The sequence below is a fragment of the Pseudomonas sp. NFPP07 genome (assembly GCF_900115645.1).
GTDB classification, from domain to species: domain Bacteria; phylum Pseudomonadota; class Gammaproteobacteria; order Pseudomonadales; family Pseudomonadaceae; genus Aquipseudomonas; species Aquipseudomonas chlororaphis.
On sequence record NZ_FOXG01000013.1, the window covers coordinates 49,232 to 65,728 of the forward strand.

Here is a 16,497-nt window from a genome sequence, read left to right on the forward strand (position 1 = left end):
GCGCCCCCTGCGGGGTCGATCGCAGCCTCGCGGGCTCGGCAGCGGCTACAGGGAGGTGGGTGTTCGCTGGCTGTGGCGAAACTCTCCCGGGGTCATGCCGGTGCGGCTTTTGAAGGTCCGGTGAAAGGAGCGCTGTTCGGTAAAGCCCAGGTACTGGGAAATATCGTGAATCGCCAGATCGCTGTGCAGCAAGTAATGCTCGGCGAGCTCCTGGCGCAGGTCATCGAGAATCTGCTGGTAGCCGGTGCCGGCCTGTTGCAGCTGGCGCTGCAGGGTGCGCACGGAGGTGGCCAGTTGTTTCGCCACCTGCTCCTTGCGCGGCAGGCCTTCCTTGAGCAGCTGGCGCAGGACGTTTTTCACCTGCTGCGGCAGCGGCGCATCGCTTAGCGAGGCCATCAGGCCCAGGGCATGTTCCTCCAGGGTACGCAGCAACTGGGCGTCGGCCTGGCGCAGGGGCAACTGCATGTATTGCGCAGGCGCGATCAGCGCCGAATAGGCTTGGTCGAACAGCACCGGGCTGCCGAAAAATGCCTCGTACTGGGCCAGCTCGGCCCCCGCCGGCAGCGAATGCTCGAACCACACGGCGATGGGGCTCAACCGGGTATCGGCGATCCACTGTGCGTACAGCAGCCACGACGCCAGCACGTTCTCCACCATGTGCCGGCGCGAGGTGGGGCGCTGGTGGCGGCAGCTCCAGGTCAAGTGTATTTGCCCGTCGACCTGCTCGGCGCGGCTGATGCCCATGTCGCCCACCAGCTTCTCGAACGGCATGATCCGGTTCATCGCGTCGCCCAGGGTCGCGCAGTTCATGGTGATGTAGCCCAGCACGTTCCACGAGTTGGGCAGTACGAACCGCGCCGAGTTGAGCCCGAACAACGGGTCTGCCGAATGCTCGCAGAAATAGTCCAGCAAACGCTCATGGGCCTCGCCGGGCAGGCGCAGGCTGTTGTCGCTCAATTGCCCGGCCTGCAAGCCCGCGGCCGCCAGCGCAGGTTCGATGGCGATACCCAGCTGCTCGGCATAGCGCAGGTACTTGAGCAGCGGTGGGACCGAGGTGTAGCCGAGGCTGTGCATGGTGGGTTTCCTGGCGCCGGAACGTGGATGGACGCGCGCGGGAACCGAGTGGGAGGCTGTTCCAGCAGGCGTCGGCGCCCTGAAAGGTAATTTGAAAGCGGGACTAAAGTAAATGCTTCGGGCCCCTTGTCCCCGGCTGACCCAATTGGCTACTCGAACTGGCCTGATACGACCGTGACACCCATGCGCCGCGAACTAGTATGGAGGCCTTGCAAACCAACACTTACAAGCACGACACAAGGGGCACAGGCATGCGACGCTGGAACGGCTGGGGCGAACAAAGCACGGTGGTCGAATTGCCCGCCCAGGGCGCAGGGTTTCTTGCGCAGCGTATCGGCACCGGGCGCCGGCTGGCGGATGCTTCGCTGGAAGCCGCGTTGGCCCGGGTGCCGCCGTCGCGGCTCAGGCCCCATGCGCTGTACAGCATCGAGGCCCCTGACCGGCTGCTGCATGCCCGCGGCCAGAGCCTGCCGGACTGGCTGGCCCTGCGCGAAGGCACGCTGGAGCGCTACCCGGACGGCGTGGCCTTTCCCGACAGCGCCGAGCAGGTTCGCCAGCTGCTGGCCCTGGCCGAACAGCAGGACCTGTGCCTGATCCCCTACGGCGGCGGCACTTCAGTGGCCGGCCACATCAACCCGCCCGTTTCGACGCGGCCGGTACTGACCGTGTCCATGGCGCGGATGAATCGCCTGCTGGAGCTGGACGAAAGCAGCCTGATCGCCACCTTCGGCCCCGGCGCCAGCGGCCCGCAGGTGGAAAGCCAGCTGCGCGCCCGCGGCTATACCCTGGGGCACTTCCCGCAGTCCTGGGAGCTGTCGACCCTGGGCGGCTGGGTCGCCAGCCGCTCCAGCGGCCAGCAGTCCCTGCGCTACGGGCGCATCGAGCAGTTGTTCGCCGGCGGCACCCTGGAAACCTTCGCCGGCCCCTTGCAGATTCCCGCCTTCCCGGCGTCGGCCGCGGGGCCGGATCTGCGCGAGGTGGTGCTGGGCTGCGAGGGCCGCTTCGGGATCATTTCCACGGTCAAGGTGCGGGTCAGCGCGCTGGTCGACGACGAGCGCTTCTATGGCGTGTTCCTGCCGGACTGGCCCAAGGCGCTGCAGGCCATCCGCCAACTGGCCCAGGCCCGGGTGCCGCTGTCCATGCTGCGGCTGTCGAACGCGGTGGAAACCGAGACCCAGCTGGCCCTGGCCGGCCATCCGCGGCAGATCGCCTGGCTGGAAAAATACCTGAAGCTGCGCGGAGCGGGGCAGGGCAAGTGCCTGCTGACCTTCGGCGTGACCGGCAACCGCCAGCAGAACGCCCTGTCCCTGCGCCAGGCCAGGCAGCACCTGAAGGCCTTCGGCGGGGTGTTCACCGGCACCTTGCTGGGCAACAAGTGGGCGCATAACCGCTTTCGTTTTCCCTACCTGCGCGAGAGCCTCTGGCATGCCGGCTATGTGGTCGACACCCTGGAGACCGCCACCGACTGGAGCAATGTCGACAACCTGTTGCAGCGCATCGAGGCCAGCCTGCGCGATTGCCTGGCGGCCGAAGGCGAACAGGTCCATGTCTTCACCCACCTGTCGCATGTCTACGGCGAAGGCTCGAGCATCTATACCAGCTACGTGTTCCGCCCGGCCGTGGATTACCCGGCCACCCTGGCCCGCTGGAAGGCGCTCAAGCATGCAGCCAGCCAGACCATCGTCGAGCACGGCGGCACCATCAGCCACCAGCACGGCGTGGGCAAGGACCACGCGCCCTATCTGGTGCACGAAAAAGGCGAACTGGCGATCGCCGCCCTGCGCAGCCTCAGCCGGCACTTCGACCCTGCCGGGCGTCTCAACCCCGGCACCCTGCTGGAGGAGTAAGGCCCATGAGCACGGATTGGAATGCGCAATGGCGCCAGGCACAGCTGCCGACCCTGGCGGGCCAGAGCTGGGACCTGATCGTGATCGGCGGCGGCATCAGCGGGGCCGGGATCCTGCGTGAGGCGGCGCGGCGCGGCTGGCGCTGCCTGCTGCTGGAACAGCGCGACTTTGCCTGGGGCACTTCCAGCCGCTCCTCGAAAATGGTCCATGGCGGCCTGCGCTACATCGCCAAGGGCCAATGGCGCCTGACCCGCGATTCGGTGCGCGAACGCCAGCGCCTGCTCGACGAAGCGCCCGGGCTGGTGGAGCCCATGAGCTTTCTGATGCCGCACTATCGCGGCGTGTTTCCCGGGCCGCGGGTGTTCGGCGGCCTGCTGGCGGTGTACGACGCCCTGGCCGGGCGGCGCAACCATCGTTTCCATGATGTCGAGCAGATGCGTTACCTGGCGCCCGGCATCAAGGCCGAAGGCTTGCTGGGCGGCTCGTGTTTTCTCGATGCCCTGACCGACGATGCCCGGCTGGTGATGCGGGTGCTGGCCGAGGCGCGGGCCGATGGCGCCCAGGCGTTCAATGGCCTGCGCGTGCAGCAGGTGCTGCGCGAGCACGGGCGAGTGTGCGGGGTGTCGGTCGAGGACGTGGAAAGCGGCCAGTCGCTGACCCTGCGTTGTGCGGTGCTGGCGGTGGCGAGCGGGGCCTGGGCCGGGCGTTTTGCGCCGCCTGGCGAGAACCGCCACTTGCGGCCCCTGCGCGGCAGCCATCTGTTGCTGCCCGGCTGGCGCTTGCCGGTGGCCCAGGCATTCAGCTTCCTGCATGACAGCGACCGGCGCCCGGTGTTCGTGTTTCCCTGGGAAGGCGCCACCGTGGTCGGCACCACCGACCTCGATCACCGCGAAGACCTCGACCAGAGCGCGCGCATCAGTGCCGAGGAGCTGGCCTATCTGCTGGCGGCCTGCGAGCAGCAGTTTCCCGAGGCGCGCATCGGCGCCGCCGATGTGCTGTCGACCTGGTCCGGGGTGCGCCCGGTGGTGGGCAGCGCCGCCGCGGCGGGCAAGCCTTCCAGTGAAACCCGCGAGCATGCGCTGTGGTGCGAGCCGGGCTGCGTGACCCTGGCCGGCGGCAAGCTGACCACCTTTCGTACCCAGGCCCTCGAGGTGTTGCAGGCCTGTGCGGCGATGCTCGGGTGGACCCTGGACGCTGCCGACGCGGCGGTGTTCGCGGCCGTGCCGGCGGTGGAGGTCGCGGGCCTGAGCAGTGGCCAGCTGCGCCGCCTGGCCGGGCGCCATGGGCGCGACCTGCCGCGACTGGCGCAATGGCTGGCGCAGCTGGGATGCGCTTGCGTCGGCAGCAGCGACACCTTGTGGGCCGAGCTGGCGTTTGCCGCCCAAAGCGAGATGGTCCTGCACCTGGACGACCTGCTGCTGCGCCGCACCCGCCTGGGCCTGTTGCTGGCCAACGGCGCGGCGGCCGAACTGCCGGCGATCCGCGCCTTGTGCCAGCCCCTGCTCGGTTGGGACGACGCGCGCTGGGAACAGGAACAACAGCGTTATCACGACCTGTGGCTGCGTTATCACAGCCTGCCCGAGGTCGCCTATTGAAGCCTAGCCAAGAGCCACCCATGAACAACGACAAGCCCTATCTGCTGGCGATCGACAATGGCACCCAGAGCGTGCGGGCCCTGTTGTTCGACCTGCAAGGCAACCTGCTGGGCAAGGGCAAGGTCGAGTTGCAGGCCTACTATTCCAGCCAGCCCGGCTGGGCCGAACAGGACCCCGATTACTACTGGCGCAAACTCGGCGAGGCCTGCCAGCAGTTGTGGCAGCAGACCGGCATCGATCGCCGGCAGATCCGCGGTGTGTCGCTGACGACCCAGCGCGGCACCCTGATCAACGTCGATGCCGACGGCAAACCCTTGCGTCCGGCGATCCTCTGGCTCGACCAGCGCCAGAGCGAAGTCGAGGGCGATATCAAGGGGCTCTGGAGCTGGCTGTTCAAGCTGATCGGGGCCCAGGCCACGGTGGATTACTTTCGCGCCCAGGCCGAGGTCAACTGGATCGCCCGGCACCAGCCCGAGGTCTGGGCGGCCACCGACAAGCTGTTGCTGCTGTCGGGCTTTCTCACCCATCGGCTGACCGGGCGTTTTGTCGACTCGGTCGGCTGTTGCGTGGCCTTTTTGCCCTTCGACTACAAGCGCCTGCGCTGGGCCGCGCCCCGTGACTGGAAATGGCAGGCCCTGGCGGTGCGCCCCGAGCAGCTGCCGAGCCTGCGCAAGCCGGGCGAGGTCTTGGGGCATATCAGCGCCGCGGCCAGCCAGCTGACCGGGATTCCCGAAGGCTTGCCGCTGATTGCCGCGGGGGCCGACAAGGCCTGTGAAGTGCTGGGTTCCGGGGTGCAGGACAGCAGCACTGCCTGCCTGTCCTACGGCACCACGGCGACCATCACCACCACCCGGTCCCGCTACCGGGAAATCATCCCGCTGATCCCGCCTTACCCCTCGGCGATGCCCGACCATTACAACTGCGAAGTGATGATCTATCGCGGCTACTGGATGGTCAGCTGGTTCAAGCAGGAGTTCGGCCTGCGGGAAATGCAGCAGGCCCGCGAGCAGGGGCTGGAGCCGGAGGTGCTGTTCGATGCGTTGGTCAACGCGGTGCCGCCCGGCTCCATGGGGCTGATGCTGCAACCTTACTGGTCGCCCGGAATCCGCGAGCCGGGCGTCGAGGCCAAGGGCGCGATGATCGGCTTTGGCGACGTGCACACCCGGGCGCATATCTACCGGGCGATTCTCGAGGGCCTGGCCTACGCCCTGCGCCAGGGCAAGGAGCGCATCGAGCAGCGCACCCGCACCCCGATTACCTGCTTGCGGGTGGCCGGCGGCGGTTCCCAGAGCGATGCGGCGATGCAACTGACGGCGGACATTTTCGGCCTGCCCGCCGAGCGTCCGCATGTGTACGAAGCCTCCGGGCTCGGCGCGGCGATTGCCTGTGCGGTCGGGCTGGGCCTGTACCCGGATTTCCCCACGGCCATCGTCGGCATGACCCGCGTCGCCGAGGTCTTCCAGCCGCAACCCCAGGCGCAGCAGCTCTATCAACGGCTGTACCGCGAGGTGTATGTGCGCATGTACCGCCAGCTCAGCCCGCTGTACCGCAGCATCCGCGAGATCACCGGTTACCCGGCCTGAACCCGGTCGCACGCCAGCGGTTGTCGCGCCCGGGTTTTGCCGGCGCGCGCCGAACCTGGCGTACGACACACCGATTGCGGCGTCCGACGGTTTGCGCACGGCCGACGACATGCCGTCGGCGTTGCGCTTGCGCGGGACCCGGTAAGGGGCGGCTTCGTCTTGCCTCGGGCTGGCTGGCGCGGCGGTGCAGGGTTCAAGACGCTGCACCGGGTGCCGATACTCAAGAGGCAGGCACGCTTGGGGGAGCGCGAAAGCTCCCCCTGACCCTTTCAGGAACGGAGTCCAAAAAAATGAACACAGCCATTGCATGGCCGGAGGTTTTTCTCGGGGCGTTTGATGCGATCAGCGAGCGCATGGCGCAGGTGCTGGAGCTGAGCGATTGCCGGGAGCACTGGATTCAGGCCGAGCTCAGCCTGTATGCCTGGCAGCACGATTATCCGGATATCTGGACCAGCGGTAAGGCCGGAGGACGTACGAAAGTCGACCTGTACACGGAAGATCTCGACATGGCGGCCGAGGTGAAATGCCTGGGGGATGTGTCTTTTGCCAGGTGCCTGATGGGCAAGGGGATGGCCGAGACCCGATCCGTGTTGCGAGAGGATGGCGATGGCCGGCTCTGGTTTCCTCAAGTCGATCCGGGTGAGTCTCTGGTCTGGTCGGTGTTTGCGGATCTGCGCCGTTTGCAACGGATGGTGGGGGTTCGGAATAAGTTTCTGGTTCTGGTGATTGCCAAGGATTATGTGGCTGAGACGCAGATGGGGGAGACGCTGCGGCGGCTTCGTTTGTCGCAAGAGGAGTGGTCGTTGGAGTTGAAGAATGCCACGGTGCGGATTTGGCGGATCGAGTAGTTCGGGCTCCTGTAGGAGCGACTGGCCGATGCTCGATTGCCTGCGATGGCGGTGGTGGCCTCGCTGCTGATGTTGGACGGGGTACATATCCATTCCTGCGGTAACGGCGGCTTAGGGTTCCGCCCTTACGGCGGGTCACTTTTGGCAAACGCCCGGAATGCCGGCCCAGCCAAAAGTAACCAAAAGGTCTCGCCCCTGGCGTACGGCCTTCGCTTCGCTCAGGTTCCCTCGCTCCGGCGTCCATCAGGGGGCATCGACTCCGGTCGGCTTCGCTTCGACCTCCATACGATGTCCTCGACTGCGTCGAGGGGCGCTGCGCGCCTGTCCCCTGATGAACACCTCCACTCGGCCTCCCGATGGGGCGGGTAGATCAAGATCAAAAGCCAAAGCCAAAGCTGCGCCATGCGCGACCTACCGGTCGGCGCTAAATTTTGTAGCCGCTGCCGAGCCTGCGAGGCTGCGATCGGCCGCGCAGCGGACGCAGGGTCTTGAGACCGCTGGAGGACCTTCGGTCCTATCGCAGCCTGCGGCAGCGGCTACAGGGGTTGTGAGCGTTAGTTCGTGTATGGAGCTGTCTGAGAGTGAGGTTCTTCCCGATAGGGCGGCTGGATCAAGATCAAAAGCTGCGCCATGCGCGACCTGCCGGTCGGCGCTAAACCCTGTAGCCGCTGCCGAGCCCGCGAGGCTGCGATCGGCCGCGCAGCGGACGCAGGGTCTTGAGACCGCTGGAGGACCTTCGGTCCTATCGCAGCCTCGCAGGCTCGGCAGCGGCTACAGACCGGTTATATCGGCGCTTTTTGTAGGAGCGAGCTTGCTCGCGATCAGGTCCCGCAGCTGACAGGTTTGTCGTGTAAGACGCTGTCTGAAAGTGAGGCTCTTCGCTTTCTTTTGTAAGGCTTTTCCGAGAAACTCCGGGCCGCTTGCGTCTGGGAAGGGCGCTGTCTAGCCTCGGGTTCGTCACCGGTTTTTCGGTGATCGGGTTTAGCAGCTCGCTTCCAAGTCACGCAGGTATCGCTGTCAGCTCAACCAACGGTATTCGGTTGCTGTTTGCTGTCATGGCGGCTGTGCGTGGGGCACCTTCGGGTGCGCCGGAATCTTGGACCGGTCTGCTAACCCGCGTACAGCTGCCACCCTCATTCGTTTAGCAGCGGTAGGTGGTGGCTCCATTCCAAGAGGATCCGCCATGAAAAAGCTCGTCCCCGATCCACCCGTTTCCCTTCCGTGCTCGCGTAGAAATCCTGAGCATGATCGTGCCAATGAAAGCATTCTTCAGGCGCTGTGCCGGCCTCGTGGTGATGGTTCGCCGATGGATGCGCTCAAGCCAACCGTGGGCACTGTCGTTGGCCGTGACTCGTTGTTTTGTGTTCGCGAGGGCATCAGCGCCGAGGAGGCGTTGCTTCACGTTTCGATCCTGCTCAAGGCCGCCGAGGAGGTGTCCGATGAGATCACCGAGCGGGCCAGCGGTGTGGAGCGTGGCCTGATCTGGTCGATGATTCACAACGTGGAGATGGCGCGGGGTGTGGTGGATGCGCTGCTCGACGGCAGCCGTCCGCCAACGCAGGCCTGAATCCGGACCCCGAACCTTGGAACCTGGAACCTTGGAACCTTGGAACCTTGGAATCCGGAACCCGAACCCTGTAGCCGCTGCCGAGCCCGCGAGGCTGCGATCGGCCTGGGCGGCATTCCGACGAAGCGGACGCAAGGTCTTGATACCGCTGGAGGACCTTCGGTCCTATCGCAGCCTGCGGCAGCGGCTACAGGGATTTGGGAGGGTGGGCGGCCTGTCGCGAGCGAGGTTGCTCGCGACAGGGCCTTGAGGGTCAGACGCGGAAGTGGCTGACCATCATTTGCAGCTGGTTGCCCAGGCGCGCCAGTTCGACGCTGGAGGCGGCGGTTTCATCGCTGGCGGCGGCGGTCTGTTCCGACACGTCGCGCACGTTGATGATGCTGCGGCTGATTTCCTCGGCCACGGCGCTCTGCTGTTCGGCAGCGGCGGCGATCTGCTGGTTCATCGACTGGATGTTCGACACCGTGCGGGTGATGTTCTCCAGGGAGACACCGGCCTTGCGGGTCAGGTCGACGCTGCTGTCGGTCAGGCTGCGGCTGTTGTTCATCACGTTGGCCACTTGCTGGGTGCCGTTCTGCAGGCCGGCCACCAGGCCTTCGATTTCCTCGGTGGATTTCTGCGTGCGTTGCGCCAGGGCGCGGACTTCGTCGGCGACCACGGCGAAACCGCGACCGGCTTCACCGGCGCGGGCGGCTTCGATGGCGGCATTCAGCGCCAGCAGGTTGGTCTGTTCGGCCACGGCCTTGATCACGTCCATGACGCTGCCGATCTTCTGGCTTTCCTGTTGCAGCACGCTCATGGCGTCGGTGGAACGCACCACTTCGCTGGCCAGGCGTTCGATCTGGGCGATGGCTTCGGCCACCACCTTGTCGCCTTCGCGGGCTTCGCCGTCGGCGGCGGCCGCGGCTTGCGAGGCTTCTTCGGCGTTGCGCGCGACTTCCTGCACGGTGGCGGTCATCTCGTGCATGGCGGTGGCCACCTGGTCGGTCTCGACCTTCTGGCTGTTGACCCCGGCGCTGGTTTCCTCGGTCACCGCCGACAGCTCTTCGGCGGCGCTGGCGATCTGGGTCACGCCGTCGCGGATGCCCGTGATCAGTTCGCGCAGGGTCACGCCCATGCGGCCGATGCCTTGTTGCAGCACGCCGAGTTCGTCGCGGCGGGTGACGCGCACGTCTTGGGTCAGGTCGCCGGACGCGATGCGCTCGACCACGGTCATGGTTTCACGCAGTGGACGGGTGATCTGGCGGGTGATGATCACCGCGGCCAGGATGCCCACCAGCAGCGCCAGCAGGGTGCTGATCAGTTGCAGGCTGCGGGCCTGGACGCTTTCTTCGTCGCGGCGGTCGAGCTGGAACTGGTACAGCTCTTCGCTCTGGCTGACGATCAGGGCACCCTGTTCGGTCATTTCCTTGCGCGCCTGGCCGGCTTCGCTGACCGCGGCCTTGAAGGTCAGCAGGGAGGTGCGGTAGTCATCCAGCGCTGTTTTCAACTGGCGCAGGGCATCGCCCTGGGTGCTGCTGAAATGGCTGTCCAGGCCACCCAGCGCGGCAATCGCCGCGTTGATCTGGGCGGCGGCATTGCGCTCGGCTTCCGCGGTGCTGTTGTAGATGTATTCACGGACTTCGAAACGCGCCAGCAGGAACTCCTCACGGGCCTTGGTGATGGCCTGGAACTGTTCGAAGCGCTGGTCGCTCAGGGGCATTTGCTGAACGCGCGTGGTGATGCTGTTGATCAGGTTGCGCGCCGTTTCCGAGTTGCCGTTCATCACCGCGCGGGCGGCGTTGGCGTTGCGGTAGGCATTGCGCATCTTGTTCAGGGACGCCTGGTAGGCGCTGATGGTGGCGCCCTGTTCCTTGAGCAGCTTGATGTTGGCCGGGTTCTTGAAGCTGTTCTGCAGCTTCTGTTGCTGGGCCGAGAAGTCGTCCAGGGAGGCCTGCACATTCTGCGCGGCGGTTTCGTCGCCGTTGGTCAGCATGTATTGCAGGCGGGTCACGCGCAGCTTGGTCAGCCCGGCGTTCAGTTGGGTGATGTCGCTCATCCAGTTGCTGCGGTCGATCAGACCGCCCAGGCTGGTCCAGCCCGTGATGGCGAGGATGGTAGTCAGGGCCAGGACCAGGCCGAAGCCCAGGCCTAACTTGAGATTGACGCTGATGTTGCCGAACCAGCTATTCATGCAATTCCTCCAGGAACGTTGTGCTGCTTGATCGTGTATCGCTGGAAGATTGTTGTTATTGGTGGCCAGCAAGGATTTGTTCGCAGGTGTGTATCGGCGGCAAGGGCAATAGCTGAAACGATTTCGTCGCATTAGTTTCTTGCACCATTTTGGGGCTTTTCAAGGGCCGGATTTCGCTCCAGAAACCGCCTGGCCGATTGAGCTTTTTTTCACATCCGTTTCACTGGGCGGCCACGCCTCGCTGCCTAAAGTCCGACCCTCGATCGGGTGCCACGCACCCGATTTGTCATGAGCGGCGGTTAGCGTCTGCTGCGCTGCTCAACTCAATGTCTGGTGGTCATATAGGGGCGGCTCGCACGTGGCGTCAGGACTCAGTCTTCCGGTGGCAAAACCCGCGCTCGTCGCGAGCCGTTTTGCCCGTTATCGCAATACCCTGGTGATCGCCCTGGTGGCCTTGCTGGTGCTGCCGCTGGTGTTCTTTGTGCTCAAGCCCGCGGCGGTGCCGGACCTGGCCCACGGCAACCTGGCCGGCGCCAGGGCCTTGAGCGCCGGCTGGGCCAAGGGCCAGATGATTGTGCTGATTCGTCACGTCGAGCGTTGCGACCATTCCAGGGCCGCCTGCCTGAACGTGCCCGACGGCATCACCGACCGTGCCCGTGACGTGGCGGTGGGTGTCGGCGCGCAGTTCGAGCACCTGGGGCTGGACCAGGCCGACATCTACCACAGCCCGCTGACCCGCGCGGTACAGACCTCGGGTTATATGTTCAGCAAGGCCGGCAGTGGCGAAGACTGGCTGTTCGACTGCAAACGCAGCCTGTTGCGCGATGCCCTGGCGCACAAGGTGGCCGGGCGCAACCTGGTGCTGGTGACCCACAGCGAATGCATGGCCGCGCTGGAGAAGGCGCTGAAGCTGCCGTCTTCGACCCTGGGCTACGGCGCCTCGTTGTTCGTCTCCACCGATCCCCTCGACGGGCGTCCACACATGCTTGGCTTCATCGAAGCCAGCGACTGGCGTTCCGTCGCCTTCAATCGCCCCTGACCGTCCCTTGTCCGAGACTCTGCATATGCCGGCGCTTTCCCGTTCCCGCTTTACGGCCTGGAGCTTTTATAAATGGAACCTCGGCCTGCCGCTGCTGTGCGCGGCGCTGGTGTTCCTGATGTTCGACATGACCCGGATCGACATCGCCTTCAGCGACCTGTTCTTCGATCCGCTGAGCCAGACCTTCCCGCTGGATCACTCCCATCTGTTCGAGAAGATCACCCACAAATGGGCGCGGATCATCCCCAACTGGACCGGCGAGCTGGCGCTGATCGGGCTGCTGCTGTCGTTTGTCTGGCCGTTGTTCAAGGGCGCAAGGTTCGGCCGCGGCAAGGCCTTGCTGGAGAGGCTCCGCGTGGCGCCGGTATTGCGTTTTACCGCGCGCCATCGCCGGGACTTTCTGTTTGTGGTGGTGGCCTTCGCCCTGTGCACCGGGGCGATTCACTACCTCAAGGGCCACACCAGTGTGTACTGCCCGGTGGAAACCACCCAGTACGCCGGCAAGATCGAGCACAAGGAGTGGTATGAGAACTTCGAGCTGTTGAAGACCGCCGGTGACGGCCGCTGCTGGCCGGGCGGCCATGCCTCGGGCGGTTTCACCCTGCTGGCGCTGTACTTCGTGGCCCGGCGTTATCGCTGGCGCCACGCCAAGGCGCTGCTGTACGGCTCGCTGCTGCTGGGCTTCGTCTATGGCACCACCCGGGTGCTGCAGGGTTGGCACTACATGTCCCATACCTTCTGGGCGGGAATCGTGGTGTGGCTCACCTGCTTGCTGACGGCGCTGCTGTTTTATGGCCGCGCCCGTCTGGAACAACCGGTGCTGGCGCACAGCGAACCGGGGGCCGAGCAGTCCGCGGTGCCGATCGCGGCGGCGGACCGATAACGCTGCTTCAGTAGCTGACCAAATCGTCGTTGCCAGGCGCCTGGCGGGAGAGGGCCCCGGCGCAGTTTTTGGCGCTTGCCGATGTTTTTTTGCTGACCAGAACTGTTAGGGTGCGCGCCCCCGGAGAAAAGAGTTCCCGGGTTCCTGGTTTATGGAGTCATGCATGAAACACTTGAGCAAAGTTGCCGCCTCGGCGCTGGTTGTCCTGGCCCTGGCTGGCTGCACCGGCACTGCGATGAAAACTCAGCAACTGGATAGTAGCCAGTACACCGTGGTCGGTCACAGCGAAGCAACGGCTACCGGCATCATGCTGTTCGGGGTCATTCCAATCCGGCAGAACAACCGCTTCGTCCGCGCCCAGACCGCCGCCATCCAGGCCAAGGGCGGTGACGCGATGATCAACACCCAGATCCAGGAAAACTGGTTCTGGGCCTGGGTCCTGAGCGGTTACACCACCAAGGTCTCCGGCGATGTGGTCAAGCTGAAAACCGTTCAGTGAGCCATGCCGGCGCCAGCGCGAAAGCCTGGCAACGAGATAAAAAAAGGCACCCATGAGGGTGCCTTTTTTATATGCGCTCACTGTGCCGGTCAGTGGCCGACAAAGTAGTAGGCCTGGCGACTGACCGTGACCTTCTTCAGTACCTTGAGCGGTGGCTTGGGGTCTTCCTCCAGGGCCATGACCGCCACGTTGTTCGGCGAGGTGCCGAGAAACTCATTCAGCTGGGCCTCGGTCTGCACGTCCTTGAGCAGGCTCTGGGTGTAGAACACGCTGGCGCCGGCCGCGCGTTCGTTGGCCTGATACAGCGCCACCTGCTGCCCGGCGGCCTGTAGCGTCTGGATCTCGCTGATCAGCGGCACAAAGGACAGCTTGCGATCGGCGCGTGGCGCGGCCCACTGCGCGGCCACCAGGTAACTGCACACCACCAGCGTCAGCACGCCTATGGCCAGGCCGCAGCGCCGACGCCCCACGACGCTCCAGAACCCATCGCCCGCGGCGCGTTGGCGCAGGCGTTCGTACAGCACTGCCGCGTATTCGGCCGCCAGCACCGCCGCGGCCGGGGTCAGCGACATCAGGTACACGGTGCGCTTGCTCGAAGCCAGGCACAGCAGGGTGAACTGGGCTACGAGCCACAGGCTGAAAAACAGCAGGTAGCGGTTTTTCACCAGGCTTTTGCGAAAGTGCCACAGGCCCAGGTAGACCAGGATGTTCCACGGCAGGAAGGCTTGCGGCAGCTTGGCCAGGTAGTAATAGAAGGGCTCGTAGTGCCCGGCCTCGACAAAGGAGCCATCGAAGCGCCCGACGCTGTTGGTCCACAGCACTTCGCCCAGGGCTTGCAGGCCCCCGCGCTGGTACAGGAAGCACAGCCAGATCAGCAGCGGCACCAGGCCGAGCAGGGTCAGCAGGGCGGGCTTGAGCCAGTGGCCGAGGGCGAAGCGCTTTTCGATCAGGCTGTCGGCCAGCAGCCAGGCGAAGATCACCACCCCCGGCATCGCCAAGCCCAGCACGCCCTTGCTCAGGGTGGCGATGGCGATGCCGAGGGCGAACAGCAGCCAGCCCAGGGTGGCCGGCTGGCCTTCGGCCTGGCGCCGTTGGGTGTGGAAAAACGCCAGCAGCGCCAGGGTTACGCCGAGGCTGAGCAGGGCGTCTTCACCGACCCCGCGCACATTGCCCCAGTAACTGGCCATGGTCGCCAGCATGGCGCCGGCGACCCAGGCCACCGCTGGCGGCCGGCCGAAGCGGCGCAGCATGGCGTACAGCAGCATCACGCTGAACAGCCCGGCGAAGGCCGAGGCCAGGCGCACCGCCCACGGCGTGCCACCGAATACGCGGATGGCGCTGGCGTCGAGCCACAGGCTCAGCGGCGGTTTTTCCAGGAAGGGCTGGCCGAACAGGCGCGGCGTCACCCAGTCATCGTCCAGGTGCATCTGCATGGCGATCCCGGCGACCCGGGCTTCGGTGGAGCCTTGCAACTGGTGGTTGCCCAGGGCGAAGAAGAACAGCAGGGCGGCAAGCAGAAACAACAGCGGTGCGGGTCGCGACATGAGGGGACTGCCGAAGAGATTGCGCCGGGGAGGATCAGGCGGTCCGAGTATACGGAGGCGATTCTTAACAAATCGTGAACGAGGGAGGATTGGGGAGCAGCAGGCTCCTGCCTGTTTTCCCTGCTGAACGGGGTGCCCGCATGGGGGGAACGACCGCAAGCAGGTTGCGGCAATCGTCACTACGCTGGGAGGTGCGCCTGGCGGGTGATTGATCTTTGAAAACGCCCTGGGCGTCTTTCTTTCCTACGGCTGAACAGGTGCCTTGAACATGCGCAAACTGTGGCGAAAGTATCTGGACCTGCTGGATGGCGACCTGAACACGCGGGTCTTCGACAACGTCAAGAACCTGCTGGTCTGCGCCTTGCTGTTCGCCGCCGGGACCAATGCGCTGCACAGCGACCACCACCTGTTTCTGGGCCTGTTCGGCTCCGGCCTGACCGGCTGGGGGCTGATCGGGGTGTCGGCGCTGCTGATGCTGCTCAATGTCAGCGACGGCCTGCGCCGGCTGGCCAGGCTGCCTTATCACCGGCTGCTGCAGGTCGCGTTGTTCCTGGTGTACCTGGTCCTGGCCGTGCGGGTGGTGGAGATCGTTTGGAACTTCCGGGCCGAGTAGCGCCAGTCACATCAGGGCGTCGTTGACCCGCGCGGTGAGCACATGATCCTGCCAGCGCCCGGCGATCTGCAGGTAGGCCCTGGCATAACCTTCGCGCTCGAACCCCAGGCGTTCCAGCAATGCGGCACTGCGCTGGTTGTCGGGGATGTAGTTGGCCATGATCCGGTGCAGCTTCAGCTCCTCGAACATATGGCCGATGGCGGTCTGCAGCGCCTCGTGCATCAACCCCCGGCCCTGATGGGCCGCGGCAAGGGAATAACCCAGGTAACAGGCTTGGAACGCCCCGCGCATGATCCCGGTGAAATTGCACGTGCCGATCATCTGGCCGCTGGCCTTTTCCAGCAGGGCGAAATGCACGGCATTGCCAAAACCATAGGCGACCGCCTGCTGTTCCAGGCGCAGGCGTACCTGTTCGGTGCTGTAGTAGTCGGCGGGACGCAACGGCGACCAGGGCGCCAGGTGTTGCTGGTTGTCCAGGTGATAGGCGCTTTCCAGTTCGGCCTGAGCCGGGCTCAGCACCACCAGGTCGAGGCGGGCGCTGTGGAGTTCAAGGAGGGCCATGAAAGTATCTCGACATAAGGAGGACAAAGGCTTGCTGTCATCGCGACAACACACAAAAACTCTACAAAAAAACGCGTGTCGACCGCCTCGGAAATACCCTATACAGCTAGCACCCCGCAATCGTCCATGGCGTTCGCGGGCGCCCGTACCACCCACCACGCAGGAGATGGACATGTTCAGGTTCCTTACGGTCACTGAATTAGAGCAAACCCCTCGGCATCGTCATGGCGGCTCCGTCAGCGGAGCCATTGCTGCCTGGGAGCTGAAAAATCTGGCTCTCAATACCAAGGGGTTTGTCATATGTCCAAAGAATTACTCGGAGTTTCTGCTGTAGGGCTGATGGTGCTGGGCGAGTTTTGCGCGATCTACAGCGAAGTGGTCGCCGCCCGCCTGGCGCATACGGGCAACACGTCATGGCCGGACCTGGCGTTGCCTGTACTGATCATGTGTTTCGCCGGTATCTGCCTGATTGGCGCCTATTGGCTGGGCTATTTGGCGGTCGGCGATATCTGGATGATCACGGTGGTGTCGGTGACCTCGCTGTTGCTGCTCGAACCGCTGGTGATCTGGTCGGTGTTCCGTGAGTTGCCGGGGCGCGGCACTCTGATCGGTTGTTGCCTGGGCGCGCTGGGCATGCTCTCGGCGGTCTTTCTGTAAATCGTGCAATGACT

Annotated in this window: 14 protein-coding genes and 1 pseudogene; 11 read left to right on the forward strand and 4 right to left on the reverse strand. The window is 64.9% G+C overall.

Annotated features, from left to right (window positions below):
* Positions 1-45: 45 nt before the first annotated feature.
* Complete coding sequence (locus BM019_RS28370; protein ID WP_092422094.1) at positions 46-1,074, reverse strand: AraC family transcriptional regulator GliR; 1,029 nt, start codon at positions 1,072-1,074, stop codon at positions 46-48.
* Between the two features lie 251 nt (positions 1,075-1,325).
* On the opposite strand from BM019_RS28370, the gene BM019_RS28375 reads away from it, so the two are divergent.
* From BM019_RS28375 to BM019_RS28400, 6 genes and pseudogenes are all read left to right on the forward strand, one after another.
* A complete protein-coding gene (locus BM019_RS28375) occupies positions 1,326-2,921 on the forward strand; it encodes an FAD-binding oxidoreductase (protein WP_092422097.1) in 1,596 nt (531 codons plus the stop codon).
* A gap of 5 nt (positions 2,922-2,926) precedes the next feature.
* On the forward strand, positions 2,927-4,516 hold the full coding sequence (locus BM019_RS28380; RefSeq protein ID WP_092422100.1) for a glycerol-3-phosphate dehydrogenase/oxidase: 1,590 nt from the start codon (positions 2,927-2,929) through the stop codon (positions 4,514-4,516).
* 20 nt (positions 4,517-4,536) lie between these two features.
* Positions 4,537-6,099 (forward strand): FGGY-family carbohydrate kinase, encoded by a 1,563-nt coding sequence (locus tag BM019_RS28385; RefSeq protein ID WP_092422103.1) that lies wholly within the window; start codon positions 4,537-4,539, stop codon positions 6,097-6,099.
* A 40-nt stretch (positions 6,100-6,139) separates the two neighbouring features.
* Positions 6,140-6,208: pseudogene (locus BM019_RS31105) on the forward strand (DUF1329 domain-containing protein); the annotation flags it as partial.
* Between the two features lie 181 nt (positions 6,209-6,389).
* Positions 6,390-6,947 carry a hypothetical protein gene (locus BM019_RS28390; RefSeq protein WP_092422106.1) on the forward strand — a complete coding sequence of 186 codons (558 nt, stop codon included), beginning with the start codon at positions 6,390-6,392 and terminating at the stop codon, positions 6,945-6,947.
* A gap of 1,183 nt (positions 6,948-8,130) precedes the next feature.
* A complete protein-coding gene (locus BM019_RS28400) occupies positions 8,131-8,514 on the forward strand; it encodes a hypothetical protein (protein ID WP_092422112.1) in 384 nt (127 codons plus the stop codon).
* Positions 8,515-8,767: 253 nt separating this feature from the next.
* On the opposite strand, the gene BM019_RS28405 is transcribed toward BM019_RS28400, so the two are convergent.
* On the reverse strand, positions 8,768-10,687 hold the full coding sequence (locus tag BM019_RS28405; protein WP_092422116.1) for a methyl-accepting chemotaxis protein: 1,920 nt from the start codon (positions 10,685-10,687) through the stop codon (positions 8,768-8,770).
* Between the two features lie 382 nt (positions 10,688-11,069).
* On the opposite strand from BM019_RS28405, the gene BM019_RS28410 reads away from it, so the two are divergent.
* The 3 genes from BM019_RS28410 to BM019_RS28420 all read left to right on the forward strand — a co-directional run bounded on the left by BM019_RS28410 (position 11,070) and on the right by BM019_RS28420 (position 13,108).
* Positions 11,070-11,726 (forward strand): lipopolysaccharide core heptose(II)-phosphate phosphatase PmrG, encoded by a 657-nt coding sequence (locus BM019_RS28410; RefSeq protein WP_092422120.1) that lies wholly within the window; start codon positions 11,070-11,072, stop codon positions 11,724-11,726.
* A 25-nt stretch (positions 11,727-11,751) separates the two neighbouring features.
* Complete coding sequence (locus tag BM019_RS28415) at positions 11,752-12,609, forward strand: phosphatase PAP2 family protein (RefSeq protein ID WP_009042082.1); 858 nt, start codon at positions 11,752-11,754, stop codon at positions 12,607-12,609.
* Between the two features lie 163 nt (positions 12,610-12,772).
* Positions 12,773-13,108: a hypothetical protein gene (locus tag BM019_RS28420; protein ID WP_009042083.1), complete on the forward strand. Its 336-nt coding sequence runs from the start codon at positions 12,773-12,775 to the stop codon at positions 13,106-13,108.
* An 89-nt stretch (positions 13,109-13,197) separates the two neighbouring features.
* Here BM019_RS28420 and BM019_RS28425 read toward each other — a convergent pair whose 3' ends face one another.
* On the reverse strand, positions 13,198-14,652 hold the full coding sequence (locus BM019_RS28425; RefSeq protein WP_092422123.1) for an ArnT family glycosyltransferase: 1,455 nt from the start codon (positions 14,650-14,652) through the stop codon (positions 13,198-13,200).
* A gap of 268 nt (positions 14,653-14,920) precedes the next feature.
* Here BM019_RS28425 and BM019_RS28430 point away from each other — a divergent pair, with 268 nt between their 5' ends.
* Positions 14,921-15,265 carry a hypothetical protein gene (locus tag BM019_RS28430; protein WP_007920795.1) on the forward strand — a complete coding sequence of 115 codons (345 nt, stop codon included), beginning with the start codon at positions 14,921-14,923 and terminating at the stop codon, positions 15,263-15,265.
* 6 nt (positions 15,266-15,271) lie between these two features.
* Here BM019_RS28430 and BM019_RS28435 read toward each other — a convergent pair whose 3' ends face one another.
* Positions 15,272-15,826, reverse strand: a complete 555-nt coding sequence (locus BM019_RS28435; RefSeq protein WP_092422126.1) for a GNAT family N-acetyltransferase — start codon at positions 15,824-15,826, stop codon at positions 15,272-15,274.
* Between the two features lie 339 nt (positions 15,827-16,165).
* On the opposite strand from BM019_RS28435, the gene BM019_RS28440 reads away from it, so the two are divergent.
* Complete coding sequence (locus BM019_RS28440) at positions 16,166-16,483, forward strand: hypothetical protein (protein ID WP_009046893.1); 318 nt, start codon at positions 16,166-16,168, stop codon at positions 16,481-16,483.
* Positions 16,484-16,497 lie beyond the last annotated feature (14 nt).